This window comes from Nocardioides humi, from assembly GCF_006494775.1.
GTDB classification, from domain to species: Bacteria; Actinomycetota; Actinomycetes; order Propionibacteriales; family Nocardioidaceae; genus Nocardioides; species Nocardioides humi.
Window position 1 is genome coordinate 2,090,335 of record NZ_CP041146.1, and the last position, 19,090, is coordinate 2,109,424.

The 19,090-nt window shown below is 74.2% G+C and carries 18 protein-coding genes and 1 pseudogene; 12 read left to right on the forward strand and 7 right to left on the reverse strand.

Features of this window, described 5'->3' with window-relative positions:
• Positions 1-76 precede the first annotated feature (76 nt).
• Together FIV44_RS10345 and FIV44_RS10350 are read right to left on the reverse strand one after the other, a co-directional pair.
• The gene (locus FIV44_RS10345) at positions 77-961 is read right to left on the reverse strand and encodes a LysR family transcriptional regulator (protein WP_181411096.1); all 885 of its coding nucleotides are present in this window, start codon (positions 959-961) and stop codon (positions 77-79) included.
• 20 nt (positions 962-981) lie between these two features.
• Positions 982-1,305: a DMT family transporter gene (locus FIV44_RS10350; protein WP_246086907.1), complete on the reverse strand. Its 324-nt coding sequence runs from the start codon at positions 1,303-1,305 to the stop codon at positions 982-984.
• A 74-nt stretch (positions 1,306-1,379) separates the two neighbouring features.
• On the opposite strand from FIV44_RS10350, the gene FIV44_RS10355 reads away from it, so the two are divergent.
• On the forward strand, positions 1,380-2,030 hold the full coding sequence (locus FIV44_RS10355; protein ID WP_141004370.1) for a hypothetical protein: 651 nt from the start codon (positions 1,380-1,382) through the stop codon (positions 2,028-2,030).
• Positions 2,031-2,104: 74 nt separating this feature from the next.
• On the opposite strand, the gene FIV44_RS10360 is transcribed toward FIV44_RS10355, so the two are convergent.
• The 4 genes and pseudogenes from FIV44_RS10360 to FIV44_RS10375 all read right to left on the reverse strand — a co-directional run bounded on the left by FIV44_RS10360 (position 2,105) and on the right by FIV44_RS10375 (position 8,275).
• Positions 2,105-4,078 carry an ABC transporter ATP-binding protein gene (locus FIV44_RS10360; protein WP_141007820.1) on the reverse strand — a complete coding sequence of 658 codons (1,974 nt, stop codon included), beginning with the start codon at positions 4,076-4,078 and terminating at the stop codon, positions 2,105-2,107.
• Complete coding sequence (locus tag FIV44_RS10365; RefSeq protein ID WP_141004371.1) at positions 4,075-5,814, reverse strand: ABC transporter ATP-binding protein; 1,740 nt, start codon at positions 5,812-5,814, stop codon at positions 4,075-4,077. Before FIV44_RS10365 ends, FIV44_RS10360 begins: the two co-directional genes overlap by 4 nt.
• A 460-nt stretch (positions 5,815-6,274) precedes the next feature.
• Positions 6,275-6,397, reverse strand: a pseudogene (locus tag FIV44_RS33995) (hypothetical protein); the annotation flags it as partial.
• A gap of 156 nt (positions 6,398-6,553) precedes the next feature.
• Positions 6,554-8,275 (reverse strand): CocE/NonD family hydrolase, encoded by a 1,722-nt coding sequence (locus tag FIV44_RS10375; RefSeq protein WP_181411097.1) that lies wholly within the window; start codon positions 8,273-8,275, stop codon positions 6,554-6,556.
• 61 nt (positions 8,276-8,336) lie between these two features.
• Here FIV44_RS10375 and FIV44_RS10380 point away from each other — a divergent pair, with 61 nt between their 5' ends.
• From FIV44_RS10380 to FIV44_RS10415, 10 genes are all read left to right on the forward strand, one after another.
• Positions 8,337-9,284: a patatin-like phospholipase family protein gene (locus FIV44_RS10380; protein WP_141004373.1), complete on the forward strand. Its 948-nt coding sequence runs from the start codon at positions 8,337-8,339 to the stop codon at positions 9,282-9,284.
• Positions 9,285-9,346: 62 nt separating this feature from the next.
• The gene (locus tag FIV44_RS10385) at positions 9,347-10,345 is read left to right on the forward strand and encodes a 3-oxoacyl-[acyl-carrier-protein] synthase III C-terminal domain-containing protein (RefSeq protein ID WP_141004374.1); all 999 of its coding nucleotides are present in this window, start codon (positions 9,347-9,349) and stop codon (positions 10,343-10,345) included.
• Entirely contained in the window at positions 10,336-11,175 is an 840-nt protein-coding gene (locus FIV44_RS10390) for an MBL fold metallo-hydrolase (protein WP_141004375.1), read from the forward strand. Before FIV44_RS10385 ends, FIV44_RS10390 begins: the two co-directional genes overlap by 10 nt.
• Position 11,176: 1 nt before the next feature.
• Positions 11,177-12,451 (forward strand): F390 synthetase-related protein, encoded by a 1,275-nt coding sequence (locus FIV44_RS10395; protein WP_141004376.1) that lies wholly within the window; start codon positions 11,177-11,179, stop codon positions 12,449-12,451.
• Positions 12,448-13,410 (forward strand): NAD-dependent epimerase/dehydratase family protein, encoded by a 963-nt coding sequence (locus FIV44_RS10400; RefSeq protein WP_141004377.1) that lies wholly within the window; start codon positions 12,448-12,450, stop codon positions 13,408-13,410. The genes FIV44_RS10395 and FIV44_RS10400 overlap by 4 nt, the downstream gene beginning before the upstream one ends.
• 140 nt (positions 13,411-13,550) lie before the next feature.
• The gene (locus tag FIV44_RS10405; RefSeq protein ID WP_181411098.1) at positions 13,551-14,636 is read left to right on the forward strand and encodes a glycosyltransferase; all 1,086 of its coding nucleotides are present in this window, start codon (positions 13,551-13,553) and stop codon (positions 14,634-14,636) included.
• A gap of 7 nt (positions 14,637-14,643) precedes the next feature.
• Positions 14,644-15,198 (forward strand): hypothetical protein, encoded by a 555-nt coding sequence (locus FIV44_RS30385; protein WP_181411099.1) that lies wholly within the window; start codon positions 14,644-14,646, stop codon positions 15,196-15,198.
• Positions 15,195-15,833, forward strand: a complete 639-nt coding sequence (locus tag FIV44_RS30390; RefSeq protein WP_181411100.1) for a glycosyltransferase family protein — start codon at positions 15,195-15,197, stop codon at positions 15,831-15,833. Before FIV44_RS30385 ends, FIV44_RS30390 begins: the two co-directional genes overlap by 4 nt.
• 41 nt (positions 15,834-15,874) lie before the next feature.
• The gene (locus FIV44_RS30395) at positions 15,875-16,459 is read left to right on the forward strand and encodes a glycosyltransferase (protein ID WP_181411101.1); all 585 of its coding nucleotides are present in this window, start codon (positions 15,875-15,877) and stop codon (positions 16,457-16,459) included.
• Between the two features lie 403 nt (positions 16,460-16,862).
• Positions 16,863-17,054, forward strand: a complete 192-nt coding sequence (locus FIV44_RS10415; RefSeq protein WP_141004379.1) for a hypothetical protein — start codon at positions 16,863-16,865, stop codon at positions 17,052-17,054.
• Here the strand turns inward: FIV44_RS10415 and pdxH are convergent.
• On the reverse strand, positions 17,006-17,683 hold the full coding sequence (gene pdxH / locus FIV44_RS10420; protein WP_141004380.1) for a pyridoxamine 5'-phosphate oxidase: 678 nt from the start codon (positions 17,681-17,683) through the stop codon (positions 17,006-17,008). The genes FIV44_RS10415 and pdxH overlap by 49 nt on opposite strands.
• Before the next feature lie 108 nt (positions 17,684-17,791).
• Here pdxH and FIV44_RS10425 point away from each other — a divergent pair, with 108 nt between their 5' ends.
• Positions 17,792-18,895, forward strand: a complete 1,104-nt coding sequence (locus FIV44_RS10425) for a citrate synthase 2 (protein WP_141004381.1) — start codon at positions 17,792-17,794, stop codon at positions 18,893-18,895.
• Positions 18,896-19,090: the final 195 nt, after the last annotated feature.

Sequence of the window (19,090 nt, forward strand, 5' to 3'; positions counted from 1 at the left end):
AGATTGACGACTTAGAAGATCAAGCGCGGTCGCCGGTCGAGCCAGACCGGTATCCGAGTGAACCCATAGATGCTCTCTATGAGTCGCCGGCGAAGAGCTCCTGTGCGCCGGCGACGAACTGCGCCGCGACCGGGTCCAGCTCGCCCCGGCGCCAGACCAGGGACACCCGCGCCTGCGAGGGCCGGTCCAGGCGCACCTTGGGCGCGCCCTCCCGGCGCGCCGCGGCCGCCAGGCCCTCGGGCAGGAGGGCCACTCCCGCCCCGGCCAGCACCAGCGGCACGACCGACGCCACGTGCGCGGTCGTGATCGCGACGTCCCCGGGCCGGCCGGCCTCGTCCAGGCGCTGGTCGAGGAGGTCGCGCAGCGCCGTCCCCTCGGGGGTCGAGATCAGTCCGCGGTCGGCGAGCTCGTCGACGCTGATCGTCGCGGCGTGCCAGGCCGTGCCCGGCGGGAGGACGGCGACGAGCTCCTGGTCGAGGACGAACTGGGCATCGAACACACCGGCCGGCGTAGGTCCGTCGAGCAGTCCGAACTGGGCCTCGCCCGAGCGGACCTGCTCGAGGACGTCGGCGCGATGCCGCGGGTCGGTCACCACGACCTGGACGCCGGGGAGCACCTGACGGAAGGCCGCGAGGATCGGAGCGAGCGGCTCGATCGCCCACAGTGTGCTGGCGACGATCCGCAGCTCGCCGTGTCCGTCGGCGCCCAGCGAGCGCACCGCACCCGCGGCCAGGCCGAACGAGCGGACGGTGCGTCGCGCCGGACCGACGAGCGCCTCGCCGGCCGGGGTCAGCCGGACGCCGCGCCCCAGCCGCTCGAACAGCTCGGCGCCCAGCTCCCGCTCCAGGGTCCGCAGCGCATAGGACAGCGAGGGCTGGGCGACACGCAGCCGCGCGGCCGCGCGGGTGATGCTGCCCGCCTCCGCGATGGCGAGGAAGAACTCCAGCTGCCGGCGCTCCACGCCGTCACCCGCCCCCGGACTCAGCCATGGCGCGCGCCGAGCTCGAGCAGGACGACTCCGACCACCACGAAGCCGAGGCCGCCGACCTGCACCATCGTGAGGGACTCCCCGAAGACGACGAGGCCGAGCACCGCGATCGCGGCGACACCCAGGCCGGACCACACGGCGTACGCCGTGCCGAGCTGCATGCCGCGCACCAGCGCCTGGGACAGGAAGTAGAACGCGGCGACGTACCCCACGACCACCACGACCGACGGCCCGAGCCGGGTGAACCCGTCCGACGCGCGCAGCGACAGGGTCGCGACGACCTCACTGGCGATCGCGGCCAGCAGCCACCACCACACGGTGTCTCCTCTCGACGGGCCGATCCCATCACAGCGCCGGTGCATGGCGGCGCGGCCAGGGGTAGGCATCCAGCATGACCGGCCCACTCATCCGGCGTACCTCCGCCCTCGCCCTGCTGCTCGCCCTCGGCGCCACCGCCCTGGCCGGCTGCGGCTCCGACGAACCCGACGAGAGCGACTCCACGGCCTCGCCGACCCCGACGGTCACGACGCCCGCTCCCGAGCCGACCACGTCCGAGCCGCCCGCGCCCACGGCCGACGTGCCCGCGCTGGTGATCCGGCCGGCGGCGATCGGCGATGCGCAGGTCGGGATGACCCGGGCGGAGTGGGAGGCGACCGGGCTGTTCGCCGACGGGGCCGCGATCTGCGCGGGCGAGCTGATCCACTGGAAGGACGACCCGGACGGCACGGCGCTGCGGGTGCTGACCGACGAGGACGCGACCATCACCCAGCTGTGGGTGACCGCGCCCGGTCCGGTCACCGACCACGGCGACCTCCAGGTCGGTTCGACCTACGCCGAGCTCGCGGCGGCGTTCCCGGACATCACCGCCCCGGTGGACGACGGCTACGACCAGGCGTCGGTGTACCCGCCCGGCGAGGAGGACGGCCTGCCCTACTTCGGGTTCCTGCTCGGCGCGCCCGCCGACGAGGTCACCGGCGACACGCCCATCGCCGCCATCGCGGTCACCGGCGGCACGCCCGCCGACTTCCAGTACGACTGCTGATCCGCCGCGCCCCATACGAATTTGCAGCAGATCTGCTGATTCCACGACGAATTCGCATGGGGCGCGGTTCAGACTCAGACCGCCGCCGCGGCGAACTGGGCGGCGTGCAGCCGGGCGAACGCGCCGTCGCGCTCCAGCAGCTCGGCGTGCGAGCCCTGCTCGACGATCCGGCCGTGCTCCATCACCAGGATCAGGTCCGCGTCGCGGATCGTGGAGAGCCGGTGCGCGATGACGAAGGACGTCCGGTCGGTCCGCAGCGCCGCCATCGCCTGCTGCAGCAGCAGCTCCGTGCGGGTGTCGACCGAGGAGGTCGCCTCGTCGAGGATCAGCAGCGCCGGCTGGGCCAGGAACGCCCGGGCGATGGTGATCAGCTGGCGCTCGCCGGCCGAGAGGTTGGAGCCCTCGTCGTCGACCTTCGTGTCGTAGCCCTCGGGCAGCGAGTGCACGAACCGGTCGACGTACGTCGCGCGCGCGGCCGCGCGGATCTCCTCCTCCGTCGCGTCAGGGCGGCCGTAGGCGATGTTGTCGCGGATGGTGCCCTCGAACAGCCAGGTGTCCTGGAGCACCATCCCGATCCGGCTGCGCAGCTCCGCGCGGCCCATCGCGGCGATGTCGCGCCCGTCGAGCAGGATCTGGCCACGGTCGAGCTCGTAGAACCTCATGATCAGGTTGACCAGCGTGGTCTTGCCCGCCCCGGTGGGGCCGACGATGGCGACCATCTGGCCGGGCCGGGCGAGCAGGGACAGGTCCTCGATGAGCGGCTCGTCCGGGTCGTAGGAGAACGACACACGCTCGAAGCGCACCTCGCCGCGGGTCGTGGTGTCCCGCCCGGGCGCGGCCTCCAGCGAGGAGGGCGCCACCTCCTCGTCGGCGTCGAGCAGCTCGAAGACCCGCTCGGCCGACGCGACGCCGGACTGCAGCAGGTTGGCCATCGACGCGATCTGCGTGATCGGCTGCGTGAACATCCGGGAGTACTGGATGAACGCCTGCACCTCGCCCAGCGACAGCGCGCCGGAGGTGACCCGCAGGCCGCCGACGACCGCGATCACGACGTAGTTGAGGTTGCCGATCAGCATCATCATCGGCATCACCAGGCCGCTGATGAACTGGGCGCGGTACGACGACTGGTAGAGCTCCTCGTTGGCGGCGTCGAACTCGTCCTCGACGGCCTTGCGGCGGCCGAAGACGGTGACCAGGGCGTGCCCCGAGATCGACTCCTCCACCTGCGCGTTGAGCCGGCCGGTCTGGCGCCACTGGCTGATGAACTGGCTCTGCGAGCGCTTCATGATCCGGCTGGTGGCGAACATCGCGATCGGGACGGAGACCAGGGAGATCACGGCGAGCAGCGGGGAGACCCAGAACATCGCGCCGAGCACGCCGACGACCATGAGCAGCGAGGTGAGCAGCTGGCTCATCGTCTGCTGGAGGTTCTGCGCGACGTTGTCGATGTCGTTGGTGACCCGGCTGAGCAGCTCGCCGCGGGGCTGGCGGTCGAAGTAGGCCAGCGGGAGCCGGTGGATCTTCTCCTCGACGTCGGTGCGCATCTGCTTCACGGTGGCCTGGACGATGTCGTTGACGAGGTAGCCCTGCAGCCAGCCGAGCACCTGGCCGCCGACGTAGACCAGCAGGGTGATCAGCAGGATCTGGCCGACCTTGTCGAAGTCGACGCCTTGGCCCGGGACGACGTCCTTGAGGCCGCGCAGGAAGTCGGCGAGGCCGTCGTTGCCCGACGCCTCGGCCTGCGCGACGGCGTCGGCCTGGGTGCTGCCCGCGGGGAGCCGGCCGCCGATGAAGCCGGTGAAGACCTCGTCGGTGGCGCGGCCGAGCAGCCAGGGCCCGACCACGACGGAGGCGACGCTGCCGATCCCGAGCAGCAGTACGCCGAGCGCGCGGCCGCGCGCCGGTCGGAGCCGGGCGAGCAGCCGCCGGGCGGAGGCGCCGAAGTCGTCGGCCTTCTGGCCGACCATGCCGCCCATCGGGCCGCGGCCGGGCCCGCCCTGCTGGACGATCCGCTCGGTCTGCTTCATGGTCTTGCCGGTCCCGCTCATACCGCGACCTCCTCTCCCTTGATGCCCTGCGAGGCGGCGATCTCCTGGTACGTCGGGTTGTCCCGCATCAGCTCGTCGTGGGTGCCCTGGCCGACGACCTCGCCGTCCTCGAGCACGAGGATCAGGTCGGCGTCGCGGATGGTGGCGATCCGCTGCGCCACGATCAGCACCGTCGCGTCCCGGGTCACCGGCCGCAGCGCCGCCCGCAGCCGCGCGTCGGTGGCGACGTCCAGCGCGGAGAACGCGTCGTCGAAGAGGTAGATCTCGGGTCGTCGTACCAGCGCCCGGGCGATGGCCAGGCGCTGCCGCTGGCCGCCGGAGACCGTCGTGCCGCCCTGCGCGACGGCGGTGTCGAGTCCCTCGGGCATCGCGCGGACGAAGTCGGCGGCCTGGGCGATCTCGAGCGCGGCCCACAGCTCGTCGTCGCGCGCGTCGGGCCGGCCGTAGCGCAGGTTGGACGCGACCGTGCCGGAGAACAGGAAGGCGCGCTGCGGCACCAGCCCGATCCGCGACCAGAGCAGCTCCGGGTCGAGGTCGCGGACGTCGACGCCGTCGACGCGGACCACGCCCTCGGTGGCGTCGAGCAGCCGCGGCACCAGGTTGACCAGGGTGGTCTTGCCGGCGCCGGTGGACCCGATCACCGCGACGGTCTGGCCCGGGCGGGCGGAGAAGCTGACGTCGCGCAGCACCGGCGCCTCGGCACCGGGATAGGTGAGGCCGACGCCCTCGACGTCGAGATGGCCGGCGACGGCGACCTCGGTGACCGGCGCGGCCGGCGGGACGACGCTGGTGCCGGTGCCGAGCACCTCGCCGATCCGGTCGGCGCTGACGGACGCCCGCGGGATCATCATCAGCATGAAGGTGCCCATCATCACCGACATCAGGATCTGCATGAGGTAGGCCAGGAACGCGGTCAGCGCGCCCACCTCCATCTGCCCGCCGTCGACGCGGTGGCCGCCGAACCAGATCACGCCGACGCTCGCGACATTGGAGACGCCCATGACGAGCGGGAACATCAGCGCCATCCAGCGGCCCGCCCGCAGCGAGACGACGGTCAGGTCCTCGTTGGCGCGCTCGAAGCGCCGTACCTCCTGCGGCTCGCGCACGAACGCGCGCACCACCCGGATGCCGGAGATCTGCTCGCGCAGCACCCGGTTGACGTCGTCCAGCCGCTGCTGCACCTGCCGGAAGGCCGGCACCATCTGGGACACGACGACGCCGATGCAGACGAAGAGCACGGGGACGACGGCGACGACCAGCCAGGACAGGCCGAAGTCCTCGCGCATCGCCATGATGACGCCGCCGACCATCATGATCGGGATGGTCACCGCCATCAGGCAGGTCATCATCGCCAGCATCTGCACCTGCTGGACGTCGTTGGTGGCCCGGGTGATCAGCGACGGGGCGCCGAAGGTGGAGACCTCGCGCGCCGAGAAGCTGCCGATCCGGCCGAACACGGCCTTGCGCAGGTCGCGGCCGAACGCCATCGCGGCCTGGCCGCCGAACCACGCCGACGCCATCGAGCAGGCCGCCTGGACCAGGGCGACGGCGAGCATGACCGCGCCGAGCTCGACGACATACCCGGTGTCGCCCTGGGCGACGCCCTTGTCGATGATGTCGGCGTTGAGGCTGGGCAGGTAGAGCATGGCGACGGTGCCGGTGAACTGCAGCACCACGATGGCCGCCAGCCAGCCCTTGTAGGGCCGGAGGTAGCCGCGCAGGAGCTGTCCGAGCATCAGGGATCCCTCCTCTCGACACCGTGCAGCACGGTGTCGACGATCTGGGTGGGGTGAGCAGGTCGTCGTCGGCGATCTCGCGGTGGGAGCCGGCGAAGGTGAGCAGGCGCCACACGTGCAGCACCTGCTCGGGCGGCAGGGTGAGCCGGTCGGCGTCGGGCTCGATGAGCGCGAGCAGCCGGTCGCGCACGTCCTCCAGGCCCTGCTTGACCTCGGGCCGGTCGTGGAGGTGCGCCGGCGGTCCGACGAAGCCCATCGCGCGCATCAGCCCGAAGATCGCCAGGAACCGCTGCTGCAGGATCGTCGTCATCGCCAGCATCCGCTCGCGCAACGGCAGGGCGAGGTCGATCTCGTCCAGGCGCCGCAGCACGTCACCGGGCTCGAAGGCGCGCGCCACCGTGGCGTCGATGAGCTCGTCCTTGGACGCGAACACCCGGAAGATGGTCCCTTCCGCGACCCCGGCCGCCTCGGCGATCAGCCGGGTGGTCACCCGGCTCCCGTGGTCGTACAGGAGGGGACGGGTCACCCGGATCAGCGCCTCCCGGCGCTCCTCGGGCGACATCGGTGCGGCACGGGGTGGCATGCGCGCCACTGTAAATGAGTGAGCACTCACTCACAACCGGTTTTCGGATGCGCTCCGGCCTGACGGGGCACGCCGCCTCGTCGCCGACAGCCTCGTCGCCGACAGTCTCGTCGCCGCGGGTCGACTCGGTGGTGCTGCGCGTCGAGCGGTGAGCTCTCAGTCCAGCGCGGCGGTGAGGTCGCTGCCGGGGAGGACGGGGACGCGGAGGCGGGCGCCGTCGGGGCCGCCGAGCCGGACCGTGTGGAGGGCGGGCAGGGAGAGGAGGGAGAACAGGGAGGTGCCGACGAGCTGGATCCGCAGCCGGTGGCCCGCCCGGAACACGTTGCCGACCGGCCACAGCTCGACCTGGTAGCGCCGGGGCTTCCCCGGCTGGGCCCGGTCGACGGCGCTGTAGTCGCCGTACGGCTGCACCACGGCGCCGCTCGCGTCGGTGAGGGACCTCCCGGGGACCAGGCCCGGGTGGTGCGTGGAGAGCCGGCCGACGGTGAGCGGGTGCGAGGAGCCGTCCGGTGCGACGTCGGACAGGATCGCCCAGATGCCGGAGCCGGGCGTCGTGGTGGCCAGCGGCACGTCGAGCGTCACCGGGCCGGCCGTCGCCACGTCGGCCGCCAGGGCACCGGTCGTGTAGGTCAGGCCGGTCACCTTGTCGAGGGCGACCGCGTTCGTCCGGCCGAGGAACGGCAGCGCCCCGGTCAGCGCCTTCGCGCCGCCGGCCTCCAGCAGCGACCAGGTCGGGACGTCGGACATGGTCGGCAGCGTCGGCACGGTGAGGTACGACGCCCGGGACTCCTGCGCGTCCGGGGTCGTGCCGAGCCGCCCGCCCGAGGACAGCGCGAGCTCGGTCCACCGGGTGCCGGGGACCGGCCAGTCCGCGGCGTCGTACGCCTGGTGCCGGCCGTCGAGGTAGGCCGCGCGGTCGCCCTCGGCCAGGAGCAGCCGGACGGCGGGCTGGGCCTCGATCCCGTTGTCGACCCCGCGCAGGTAGTGGTCCAGCCACGCGTGCGCCTCGCCGACGCCGCCGTCGGTGCCGGCCGGCGTACCGTCGTGGCCGCCCTCCATCACCAGGTGCGCGCCGTCGTCGCGCAGCGCCTGGAAGGCCTGGAAGACGCCGCGCGACTCGACGTCGTAGAAGCCGTTGAGCATGAGCACCGGGATGTCGTTGGCGTCGCCGCGCCAGCCGCGCTGCTGCCACCAGGAGTCGAGGGTGGGGTGGGCGAGCACGCTCAGGCCGGTGGCGAACAGCCCGCCGATGACCGGCAGCGAGGACGCCGGGTCGCGCTGGAGCCGGTCGATGCCCTGCAGCAGGGCGGGCGCGCCGATCAGGCCGAGCACGCCGGCGCCCGGGGCGAGGTTGAGGATGCCGCCGGGCACGAGTAGGTCGCGGTAGAGCTCGTGGGTGCCGGAGCGCAGGATCGCCGCCTTCACGCACGGCAGCCGCTGGTGCCAGGAGTTGTAGAGCACGATCGCACTGGCCGAGAAGCCGTTGAGCGCCAGGCTGCCGTCGCTGAACGGCTGCGTGCACGCCCACTGCAGCACCTCGACGACGTCGCGCTGGCTCGTCGGGCCGAGGGCGTCGAAGGAGCCGTCGCTGTCGCCGGTGCCGCGGATCTGGACCAGCAGGAAGTTGTAGTCGGGCGTGACCTCGAGCGTCTGGCTGCCGTCGCCGTACGGCGAGAACTCGACCACCGTCGGCTTGGCCGTCACCGGGCCGACGCTGGTCAGCGTGGTCTGCAGCTCGACGCCGTCGGAGGTGGTGAACCGCTGGTCGACGACCACCGGCGCGGGCTCCTCCGCGACGGCCGCTCCCGGCGGCGCCGCGACGAGACCGGCGGCGAGGAGGCTGGCGGCGAGCGTGACGACTCCGAGACGCAGACCCATGTGAGGACAACGACATGGCCGGGCACGGGCTATGTCGCGCGCCGCGACACACAATGGAGCCATGGCACGCGTCGCTCTGGTCCTCGGCTCCGGCGGAGCCCGCGGCTACGCCCACCTCGGCGCGGTCCAGGAGCTCCGCGACCGCGGCCACGAGATCGTCGCGGTCTCGGGTACGTCGATGGGCGCCGTCGTGGGCGGCCTGGTCGCCGCCGGCAAGGACGACGAGTTCGCCGCGTGGGCGGCCACGCTGACCGGCCGGCGGGTGGTCCGGCTGGCCGACCCGACGTGGACGGGCGGCGGCGCGGCCACCGCCGAGCGGCTGATGGCGGCGCTCGACGAGATCGTCGGCGACGTCACCATCGAGTCGCTGCCGATTCCCTACACCGCGGTCGCCACCGACCTCGCCGCCCGCCGCGAGGTGTGGTTCCAGCGCGGACCGCTGATCCCGGCGATGCGCGCGTCCTTCGCGATCCCCGGCCTGTTCACGCCGGCGGTGGTCGACGGCCGGGTCCTCGTGGACGGCGGCCTGCTCAACCCGCTGCCGCTCGAGCCCACCGCCGCCGCGGCCGCCGACTTCACCGTCGCCGTCTCCCTCCAGGGCCCGCGCGAGCCCCACGAGCCGACCTCCCCCGCCCGCGGCTTCTCGGTCCGCCGCGCGGAGTGGACGGCCGACCTGCGGCGCCGGTTCCGCCGGGGCGAGCTGGCCGAGGAGGCCGCGGACGGCGCTGCCGCCGAGCCGCCCGCAGCCCCGCCCGCGGCCCCGGCCGAGGCGCCGCCGGCCGAGGCGGTCGACGTACGCCCGGACGTGCGGACCTCCGAGGTGGTCTCGCTGTCCTTCGACGCGATGCAGAGCCTGATCACGCGCTACCGACTCGCCGCGCTGCCGCCCGACGTCCTCGTCACCGTCCCGCTCAGCGCCGCCCGGACCATCGACTTCCACCGGGCCGGCGAGCTGGTCGACCTCGGCCGCGCGCTCACCAAGGAGGCACTGGACAGCCTGGGCCGGTGATGAGGGGTGCCTGCCCGCTCGTCGGCGTCGCGAGCGGGCAGGCACCCCTTATCCTCGTCGCCATGCCAGCTCTCGGGCCACGCGCCCTGCGGATCCTCGGCACCGGCGCGGTGCTGCCCGACGAGGAGGTCACCAGCGCCGCACTGGACGCGCGGCTGGGGCTCGCGCCCGGCACCGTCGAGGGCCACACCGGCGTCCGGGTGCGGTACGTCGAGCGCGGCTCCGCCGCCGAGCTGGGCGCCCGGGCGGCGCGCAAGGCGCTCGCCGCCGCGGGCCTGCCCCTCGACGACGTCGACGTGATCATCGGCGCCGGCGCCACGCCGGACCAGCCGCTGCCCTGCAACGCCGCGCTGCTCCACGAGGAGCTGGCGCCGGGCCGGCCGATCCCCGCCTGGGACGTCAACGCCAGCTGCCTGAGCTTCCTCCTCGCCCTCGACCTCGCCGCCACCCTGGTCGACGCCGGCCGGCACGAGCGGATCCTCATCGTGTCGGCCGACCTGGCCTCGGTCGGGCTCGACTGGTCCGACCTCGGAGCGTCCGGGATCTTCGGCGACGGCGCCGCCGCGGCCGTGGTCGGGCACGCCGGCGACACCGGGTCGAGCGTCCTGGCCGCCGACTTCGCCACCCACAGCGAGGGCGCGCACACCTGCGAGATCCGCGGCGGCGGATCGCGGTACGCCCCCGACCGGGTCGAGGGCGAGTACGCCGACTGGGGGCGGTTCCGGATGGAGGGCGGCGCGGTGTTCCGGCTGGCTGTCCGGCACCTGCCGCCGTTCGTGGGCCGGCTGCTCGCATCGGCCGGCGTCACCTTGGCGGAGCTGCCCGTCGTCGTACCGCACCAGGCGAGCCACCACGCCTTGGCCTGGCTCCGGCAGCGCTTCGACATCGAGGAGGGCCGGCTGGTCGACATCTACGCCGACCACGGCAACCAGGTCGGCGCCTCGCTGCCCTCGGCGCTGCACGCGGCGATCGAGTCCGGCCGGCTGCAACGGGGCGACCACGCGCTCCTGCTCGGCACCGGCGCCGGGCTCAGCATGGGTGGGATCGTGCTGTGCTACTGACATCCCAGCCCGAGGTCGACTTCCACTGGCTCCGCGTCGGCCACTGCAAGGGCCCGGAGGCGATGGCGCGCCAGGGCGGCCGGCTGCGGCCGATCGAGTTCCCGTCGTACGTCGGCGCGCTGCGGCACCCCGAGCACGGCTGGACGCTCTTCGACACCGGCTACTCCCAGCACTTCCTCGACGCGACCCGGCGGCTGCCGGAGCTGCTCTACCGGAAGACGCTGCCGGTCACGCTGCCCGAGGAGGAGCATCTCTCCCGGCAGCTCACGACGCTCGACATCGCGCCAGCTGACATCCGCCGGATCGTGGTCTCGCACTTCCACGGCGACCACGTCGGCGGGCTGCTCGACCACCCGCGGGCGCGGATCGTCGCCGGGTCCGCCGGGGCCGAGCACGCGCTGTCGCTGCGGGGGATCAACGCCGTACGGCACGCGATCCTGCCGGCGCTGCTGCCCGACGACCTGCGCGACCGGCTGGACCCGGTCGAGTCCTTCCCCCGGCTCGCCGTCGGGCCGCTGGCGGCGTGGGACCTGCTCGGCGACCGCAGCCTGCTCGCCGTCGACCTGCCCGGCCACATGCCCGGCCACCTCGGGCTGCTGTTCACCTCCGGCGGCCGGCAGGTGCTGCTGGTCGGCGACGCGGCGTGGACCACGCGGTCGTTCCGCGACCTGAAGCCGCCGTCCCGGTTGGCGAAGGGGATCACGCACGACTGGCCGGCGACCGTGAGCACGCTCGGCGTACTGCACGACCTCGACGCCGCGCACCCCGACCTGCTCGTCCTCCCAGCGCACTGTCCCGAGGGGCACGCGGCCTGGTACGCCGGGGCCTGAGTTGGCCGGATCCCAGGCGGCGGTGGCCGCGGCCTTCGCCCGCGAGCGCTGGCTCCTCCCCCGCCGGTACGACGCCGCGCGGGCCCGCGCGCTGGACCGGTTCCTGCGCGACGACCTGCGGAACGCCCCGTTCTACGCGGGTCTTGCCGGGCGGCCGCTGCACGAGCTGCCCGTCGTCGACAAGGCCACGGTGCTGGCCGACTTCGCGGCCTTCAACCGGCACGGCATCGCCCTCGACCGGGCGCTCGCGGTGGCCGAGGCCGGCGAGCGCTCGCGCGACTTCGCCGACACGCTGCCGGGCGGGGTGACGGTGGGCCTGTCGTCCGGGACGTCCGGCACCCGCGGCGTCTTCCTCGTCTCGGAGGCGGAGAGCCGCCTGTGGGCGGGGATCCTGATGGGACAGCTGATGTCCGCCCGGTCACTGCGGACGCTCGCGCGGCGGCCGCTGCGGGTCGCGCTCTTCCTGCGCGCCAACAGCAACCTGTACCAGACCCTCGACAGCCGCCGGGTGTCGTTCTCGTGGCACGACCTGACCGTGCCGCTGTCCGCGCACCTGCCGTCCTTGCCCGGGACGGACGTCCTGGTCGCCCCCGCGAGCGTGCTCCGGCAGATCGCGTCGGCGAGGCCCGCCGGGCTGCGTCCGCTGCAGGTCGTCTCGGTCGCGGAGACCCTGGAGCCCGACGACTCGGCGCTCATCGGTGCCGCCTTCGGGCGACCCGTCGAGCAGATCTACCAGGCCACCGAGGGCCTGCTCGCGGTCAGCTGTCCGGCCGGGCGGCTGCATCTCAACGAGGCGCACGTGCACGTCGAGCCGGAGTGGATCGACCACCGGCGCTTCCACCCGGTCGTCACCGACTTCACCCGGACGACGCAGTACGTCGTGCGGCACCGGCTCGACGACGTGCTGCTCGCCGCGCCCGCTCCCTGCCCGTGCGGGCGGCCGGGGCGTTCGATCGCAGCCGTCCTCGGCCGCGCCGACGACGTGCTCACCCTGCCAGCGCTCGCTCCGAGCAGGCCGGAGGTGCCGGCCTATCCCGACGTGCTGCGGCACGCGATCGCGCTCGCCGGCGACCTCGGCGACTACCGGATCGAGCAGCACGGCGCCGAGTGGCGACTCGCGGTGACCACCGGCGATCCACGGGCGCCGGAGCGGGTGGCCACGGAGGTCGGCCGACTGGCGCAGCGGCTGGACGCACGACCGCCCGTCGTCGTACCCATGGCGTGGCCGGCGGAGGCGCCCGAGGCGAAGCGCCGGCGGATCAGGAGGGTGGCATGAGGCTGCTGGTGACCGGCGCGTCCGGGTTCGTGGGCGGGCGGCTGGTGGAGATGGCGGCCGCGGCCGGGCACGAGGTGGTCGGGCTCGGGCGGCGCCGGCTCGACCGCGACGGCTACCTGAGCGTCGATCTCGGCCGCACCGACGTGGCCGGTCTGCCGGACCTGCCGTGGGAGCCGGACGCGGTCATCCACTGCGCGGCGCGGGCCACGCCGTACGCGCGCCGCAGGGACTACGAGCGCGACAATGTCATCGCCACCCGGACCGTCGTGGACTGGTGCCTGCGGCTGGGGGGCTTGCGGCTGGTGCACGTGTCGTCGTCCTCGGTGCTCTACCGCGATGGCGACCAGCTCGACCTGACCGAGGACTCGCCGGTCGGACCGCGGTTCGCCAACGACTACGCGCGCACGAAGGCGGCGTCGGAGGAGATCGTCCGCAGGTACGGCGGATCGTGGGTCATCGCCCGGCCGCGGGCGGTGTTCGGGCCGGGCGACACCGTGCTGTTCCCACGGATCGTCGCCGCCGCGAAGGCCGGCCGGATCCCGCGGCTGACCGGGCGCGCGACACCTGCGGTGGGCGACCTGATCTACGTCGACAACCTCGCCGACTGCCTGCTGCAGCTCGCGGCGCGGCCCGAGCTCGGCGGCGTCTACCACCTCACCAACGCCGAGCCGGTGGAGATCCAGGCCATGCTGCTCGACGTGATCGCGCGGCTCGGCCTGGACCCGCCGACGCGTGAGGTCGGCGTCGCCACGGCCATGCGGGCGGCGACCGTGCTGGAGCGGACCTGGCGGATCCTGCACCTCCCCGGCGAGCCGCCGATCACGCCGTACGGCGTCGGCGTGCTGTCGTGGTCGAAGACGTTCGTGCCGGACCGGATGCTGCGCGACCTCGGCGCGCCGAAGGTATCGGTGGCGGAGGGCGTCGAGAGGTTCGTGGCCTGGCAGCGGGAGCACCTGTGAGGCGGGCGTGCAGGAATCACCGCTTCAGCGGCGATTCCTGCGCTTCCTGGCCGTTGCAACGGGCAAGAAGCGCAGGAAACGGTCAACAAGTACGTGGCATCAGCCGGTGGGCATGGGCGGCCACGGGCGGCTATCTCGCGTTGCAGGGCGGCAAGGCGATCGCGGCGCTGCGTGCCGCGGACCGGGCGCCCGTCGCGGTGGAGCCCGCCGAGGACGCGATCGGGAAGGTCGTCGTCGTGCAGCCGATCCTGTCCGGCGACCCCGGGCTGGAGGACGCGCTGCGCGACAACCTGCTCGCGCTGGAGGGCGCGCGCTTCGTCTGGCTGGTCGACGAGGACGACCCGGAGGCCCGGCGCGTGGTCGACCGGATCGGCGCCGCGCCCCGCGTCGAGGTGCGGCTCTGCCCGCCCGCCCCGGACGGGGTGAACCCCAAGCTGGCCAAGCTCCAGCCCGCCCTCGACGCCGCGGCCGACGACGAGGTGCTCCTGGTGCTCGACGACGACACCCGGCTGCCGCGGGCCAGCCTCGGCGCGCTGCTCGGCGGCCTGGCGCACCACACGCTGGCGACCGGGCTGCCGGCGTACCTCCCCGGGCGGACGCCGTGGGCGCGGCTGGTCGAGCAGTTCGTCGACAACAACGCGGTGCTGACGTACCTGCCGATGGCGCCGGTGACGATCAACGGGATGTGCTGGGCGATGCGGGTCGCGGACCTGCGCGCGCTCGGCGGGCTCACGCCGCTGCTGCGCCACCTCACCGACGACCTCGCCGTCGCCGGCGCGGTGCTGGGCAGCGGCGGGACGATCTGCCAGACCGCGTCGCCGCAGTGGATCACCACCTCCGTGGACGACGGCGGGCACTATGTGCGCCTGATGCACCGCTGGATGCTGTTCGCGAACCTGCTGCTGCGCCGTCAGCCACTCCGCACCGTCGTGGCGATCGCCCTGCTGCACGGCACCCACCCGAACCTGCTCTGGGCGATCCTCGTCGGCTCGGTCCGCTCGCGCCGTCCCGGGCCGCTGGTGGCGGTGCTCGGCGGCCGCTGGCTGCTGCTGCGGCTGGTGCAGCGGCGCATCTACGGCCGCTCGCTGCACGCGCCCGGGCTCTCGCTGGTCTCCGAGCTGGTCCAGCCGGCGCACCTCGCGCACGGTGCGGTCCAGCGCACCATCCGCTGGCGTACCCGCACCTACCGGGTCCGCTCCGACGTCGACTTCACGCCTGTCCGATGAGGCCGCGATGAGGCTCCAGGTCCTCCACCTGACGGGGCAGAGCGACCCGCGCTCGTGCGCGCTCTCCCCCGCCCAGCACGCCTTCCTCGACGACCTGCCCCTGCCCGAGGACGCGAAGGTCCGGCTCAACTTCCCGTACGACGCCGGGCTGGCGCCGTACCGGAGGGTGCCGCTGTGGCGTGGCAGCCTGTGCCACGCGGTGCTGTTCGGGCGGATCCGGCTGGCGCGGGGCGCGTGGGCGCGCCGGCATCGGCCACTCGTCGAGCGCCGGCTGCGCGCGGCGGACCGGACGCTGGTGCTGGCCGGGTCGATCGGCCTGGACCTGCTCGGGCGCCTCGACCTGCCGGCCGACCTGCTGGACCGGCTCACCGTGGTCGCCTACGGCGCGGTCGCCCCCCGGCCGCCGGCATGCCGGACGATCCGGGTCGGCAGCCGGGCGGACCACCTCGCCCGGTGGTGGCCGCACGACGTCGAGGTGGCCGCCGGGCACCTCGACTACCTCGCCTCCCCGGAGCTCGCCAGGCTGTGCCGCGAGCTGGTCGCCGAGCTGGAGGCGGCGTGAGGCGGGTCGACCTGGTCGCGCCGCCGATGGCGGGCCACCTGCACCCGGTCCTCGGCATCGCCGCCCGCCTCGCGCAGGAGCCCCGGCTCGACGTCCGGGTGGTCAGCACGGCCGCCGCGCAGCCCGCGATCACCGCAGCCGGCGTGGCCGGGCTCGCCCTGCTGGACGGCGCCGACGAGGTGATCGAGACGGTCGTGAACCCGCCGTACCGGATCGGCAGCGACCCCCGGCTCCTGTTCCGGCAGTTCCGGGCGGCGGTGGCGCTGCAGGCGGACTTCCGGCGCGAGCTGCTGGCCGCCTGGGGCCGTTGCCAGCCCGACCTGGTCGTCGCCGACTTCACCATGGGAGCCGTCGGCACCGCCGCCGACGAGATCGGCGTGCCGTGGTGGACCACCCACCCGTCGCCGTGCGCGATCGAGGGACGGGCCGGCCCGCCGTCGTACCTCGGCGGCTGGCGGCCGGGGAGCTCGGCCGCCGGTCGCGCGCGGGACGCGGCCGGCCGGGCCGCCGTGCGGGGGTTCAAGCGGGTGGCGCCACGGCTGGCCGGGGTCCGGCTGGCCGATGTGGGCATGGCGCGGATCCACCGGGAGGACGGCTCGGAGTCGATCTACTCCCCGAGCGGGTCTTCGCGCTGACGCCGGAGGCGATCGAGTACCCGCGGGCGCTGCCTGCCGCGGTGCGGTACGTCGGCCCGGTGCTGCACACCCCGCCGTCACCGGTCGCGGCGCCGGTGCTCGACCCCGGGCGGCGCTCGGTGCTGGTCACCGCCGGCACGCATCTGCCCTGGCACAAGGCCGATCTCGTCGCCCGTGCCGCCGCGGCGGCCGCCCGGCTCCCGGACGTCGACGTGCACGTCAGCCTCGGCGGCGCCGCACCGGCGCCTCCGCTCCGGGCGCCGGGCGTGGTGGTGCACGAGTACGTCGACTACGCCCGCGACCTGCCCCGGTTCGACGCGGTCGTCCACCACGGCGGCGCCGGGGTGCTCGGCCACACCCTCGCCGCGGGCCTGCCGGCGGTGGTGTGGCCGGTCGACTACGACCAGTTCGACCACGCCGTGCGCCTGACCGACGCCGGCGTCGCGGTCCGGGTACGCCGGCCCGGCGGGCTCGCCGACGCGCTGCGCCGGGTGCTCGACCAGCCGTCGTACCGGACCGCCGCGGAGCGGATCGCCGCCACGATCGCGCTGGAGCCGGCCGTCGAGACGATCGCCGCCGAGGTGCGCGCCCGCCTGCACCTCGACTCCCGGCATCCGCGAGGATGACTCCGTGCCTGCCGACGAGCCCGAGCCGACCGAGCCGCCAGCCGACCTGGCTCCCGCCGACCTCCCGCGCGCCGAGGAGCGGGAGCAGGAGCACGCCGCGTTCCGGTCGCTGCTGAACCCCCACGCGAGGTCCCCGGTTCGACCCGCTGACCGACCCGGCCGCGGATGCGGAGCCGGAGCCCCTCGATGAGCACGAGGCGTTCCGGCGGGTCGTGGCGACCAGCCACGAGGTCCCCCGCTTCGAGCCGCTCGACGGCGCCGTGCCCGGCCTCGGCGACCGGACCGTCCGCCGGCGCCGGCGCAGCAGGCGTCGCCGGTCCGCCGGGCACGGGAGGCGGCTCGAGCCGGCCGTCGCCGTACCCGCTCCCGAGCCCGCTGTCGAGCCTGCTGTCGACCCCGCCCCATGCGCGGTCCGGCCGGGGCCGACCGGCGCGAGACGCTGATCCTGGTGGCCGTGCTGGCGGTGCTGGTGCTGCTCGGCGTCGTCTACACCGTGGTCCAGCAGTCCGACCGGCCGTCCGACGGCGGACCGCCCGACAGCGCGCCTCACGGCGCGAGCCTGGCGACCTCCCAGCCGGCGGACGTCCGCAGGTAGCGCAGCCGGTCGTGCATCCGGCCCGGCCGGCCCTGCCAGAACTCGAAGGACGCGGGCTGGACGCGGTACCCGCCCCAGGCCGGGGGCACGGGCACGTCGCCGCCGGCGAAGCGCTCCTCGGCCTCGCGGTAGCGCCGGTCGAGCTCGGCCCGCCCGGCGACCACGGCCGACTGCGGCGAGGCCCAGGCACCGACCTGGGCGCCGCGCGGACGGGAGGCGAAGTACGCCGCGACCTGCTCCGGCGCGAGCGGGTGGGCGGTGCCCTCCACCCGCACCTGCCGCTCCAGCGGGTGCCACGGGAACAGCAGCGCGCAGCGTGGCTCGCGGTCCAGCGCGCGGCCCTTGCGGGAGCCGGTGTTGGTGAAGAAGGTGAACCCGTCGTCGGGCCGCTCGGCGGCGACGCCCTTGAGCAGCACCATCCGCGCCGACGGTGCGCCGTCGGGGTCGACGGTCGCCACGACCATCGCGTTCGGCTCGTGCACACCGGCAGCGGCGACCTCGTCGAACCAGCGCCGCCACAGCGCCCACGGGTCCGGGTCGACGTCGTCCTCGGCGAGTCCGGCGTCGCCGTACTCCCTGCGCAGCGCGGCCAGCAGCTCGGGGTCGGGTCGTGCGGTCGGGTCGGCCATGGACCCACCTTAGGGACCGGGTGCGACGGGCCGTGGGGCAGAATGCCGGGTGGCCCGCGGGCCGCCCGGTGACGGACGGCTCGCCCGTATCGCTCGAAGGAGTCGCCGATGCCCGAGGTACACCACGGACTGGAGGGCGTCATCGCCTTCGAGACCCAGATCGCGGAGCCCGACAAGGAGGGCTCGGCGCTGCGCTACCGCGGCGTCGACATCGAGGACCTGGCCGGCCGGGTCCCCTTCGAGAACGTCTGGGGCCTGCTCATCGACGGCTCCTTCACGCCGGGGCTGCCGCCGGCCGAGGCGTTCAGCCTCCCGGTCCACACCGGCGACGTCCGGGTCGACGTGCAGGCCGCGATCGCGATGCTCGCGCCCGCCTTCGGCTTCGGCCAGACCTATGACATCAGCGACGAGCAGGCGCGTGAGGATCTCGCCCGGGTCGCCGTGATGGTGCTGTCGTACGCCGGCCAGTCGGCCCGCGACATCCACCTGCCCGTCGTACCCCAGAAGACGGTCGACGAGGGCACGACCCTGGCCGAGAAGTTCCTCATCCGCTGGCGCGGCGAGGCGGATCCCAAGCACGCGCACGCGATCGACGCGTACTGGTCCTCCGCCGCCGAGCACGGCATGAACGCCTCCACCTTCACCGCCCGGGTCATCACCTCGACCGGCGCCGACGTCGCGGCGGCCTTCTCCGGCGCCATCGGCGCGATGAGCGGCCCGCTGCACGGCGGCGCGCCCTCGCGGGTGCTGGGCATGATCGAGGAGGTCGAGAGGTCCGGCGACGCCCGTGCGTACGTCAAGGGCCTGCTCGACTCCGGCGAGCGGCTGATGGGCTTCGGCCACCGCGTCTACCGCGCCGAGGACCCGCGCGCCCGGGTGCTGCGCCGCACCGCCCGCGAGCTCGGCGCCCCGCGCTACGAGGTCGCCGAGGCGCTCGAGCAGGCCGCCCTCGCCGAGCTGCGCGAGCGCCGCCCGGACCGGGTGCTGGAGACCAATGTCGAGTTCTGGGCGGCGATCGTGCTCGACTTCGCCGACGTCCCGGCGAACATGTTCACCTCGATGTTCACCTGCGCCCGCACCGGCGGCTGGTCGGCCCACATCCTGGAGCAGAAGACGACCGGCCGCCTGATCCGCCCGTCCGCCATCTACACCGGCCCCTCGACCCGGCCCGCCAGCGAGATCGAGGGCTGGAACCCCGCCTGGGCGGACTGAGCCGCGCACGACCGCCACCCGTGCCTCCCGGCGGCTGTTCCGGCGGGGTGCCTGTCGCGCGCTGTAACACGTTGTTCGCCCCTCTCCCAGCCGCAAGACATCGCAGAATCGGGTCTGTGCGGGGCGGCTACAGCAGGCATGAGGCGGGTAGACGGGCCAACAACGTGTTACAGCGCGAGGTCCCGGCAGCGCCGA

Coding starts and splice junctions, on each gene's coding strand:
- FIV44_RS10355 (WP_141004370.1), top strand. CDS start 1,380: ATGACCGGCCCACTCATCCGGCGTACCTCCGCCCTCGCCCTGCTGCTC.
- FIV44_RS10360 (WP_141007820.1), bottom strand. CDS start 4,078: ATGAGCGGGACCGGCAAGACCATGAAGCAGACCGAGCGGATCGTCCAG.
- FIV44_RS10365 (WP_141004371.1), bottom strand. CDS start 5,814: ATGCTCGGACAGCTCCTGCGCGGCTACCTCCGGCCCTACAAGGGCTGG.
- FIV44_RS10375 (WP_181411097.1), bottom strand. CDS start 8,275: ATGGGTCTGCGTCTCGGAGTCGTCACGCTCGCCGCCAGCCTCCTCGCC.
- FIV44_RS10380 (WP_141004373.1), top strand. CDS start 8,337: ATGGCACGCGTCGCTCTGGTCCTCGGCTCCGGCGGAGCCCGCGGCTAC.
- FIV44_RS10385 (WP_141004374.1), top strand. CDS start 9,347: ATGCCAGCTCTCGGGCCACGCGCCCTGCGGATCCTCGGCACCGGCGCG.
- FIV44_RS10400 (WP_141004377.1), top strand. CDS start 12,448: ATGAGGCTGCTGGTGACCGGCGCGTCCGGGTTCGTGGGCGGGCGGCTG.
- FIV44_RS30385 (WP_181411099.1), top strand. CDS start 14,644: ATGAGGCTCCAGGTCCTCCACCTGACGGGGCAGAGCGACCCGCGCTCG.
- FIV44_RS10415 (WP_141004379.1), top strand. CDS start 16,863: ATGCGCGGTCCGGCCGGGGCCGACCGGCGCGAGACGCTGATCCTGGTG.
- pdxH (WP_141004380.1), bottom strand. CDS start 17,683: ATGGCCGACCCGACCGCACGACCCGACCCCGAGCTGCTGGCCGCGCTG.
- FIV44_RS10425 (WP_141004381.1), top strand. CDS start 17,792: ATGCCCGAGGTACACCACGGACTGGAGGGCGTCATCGCCTTCGAGACC.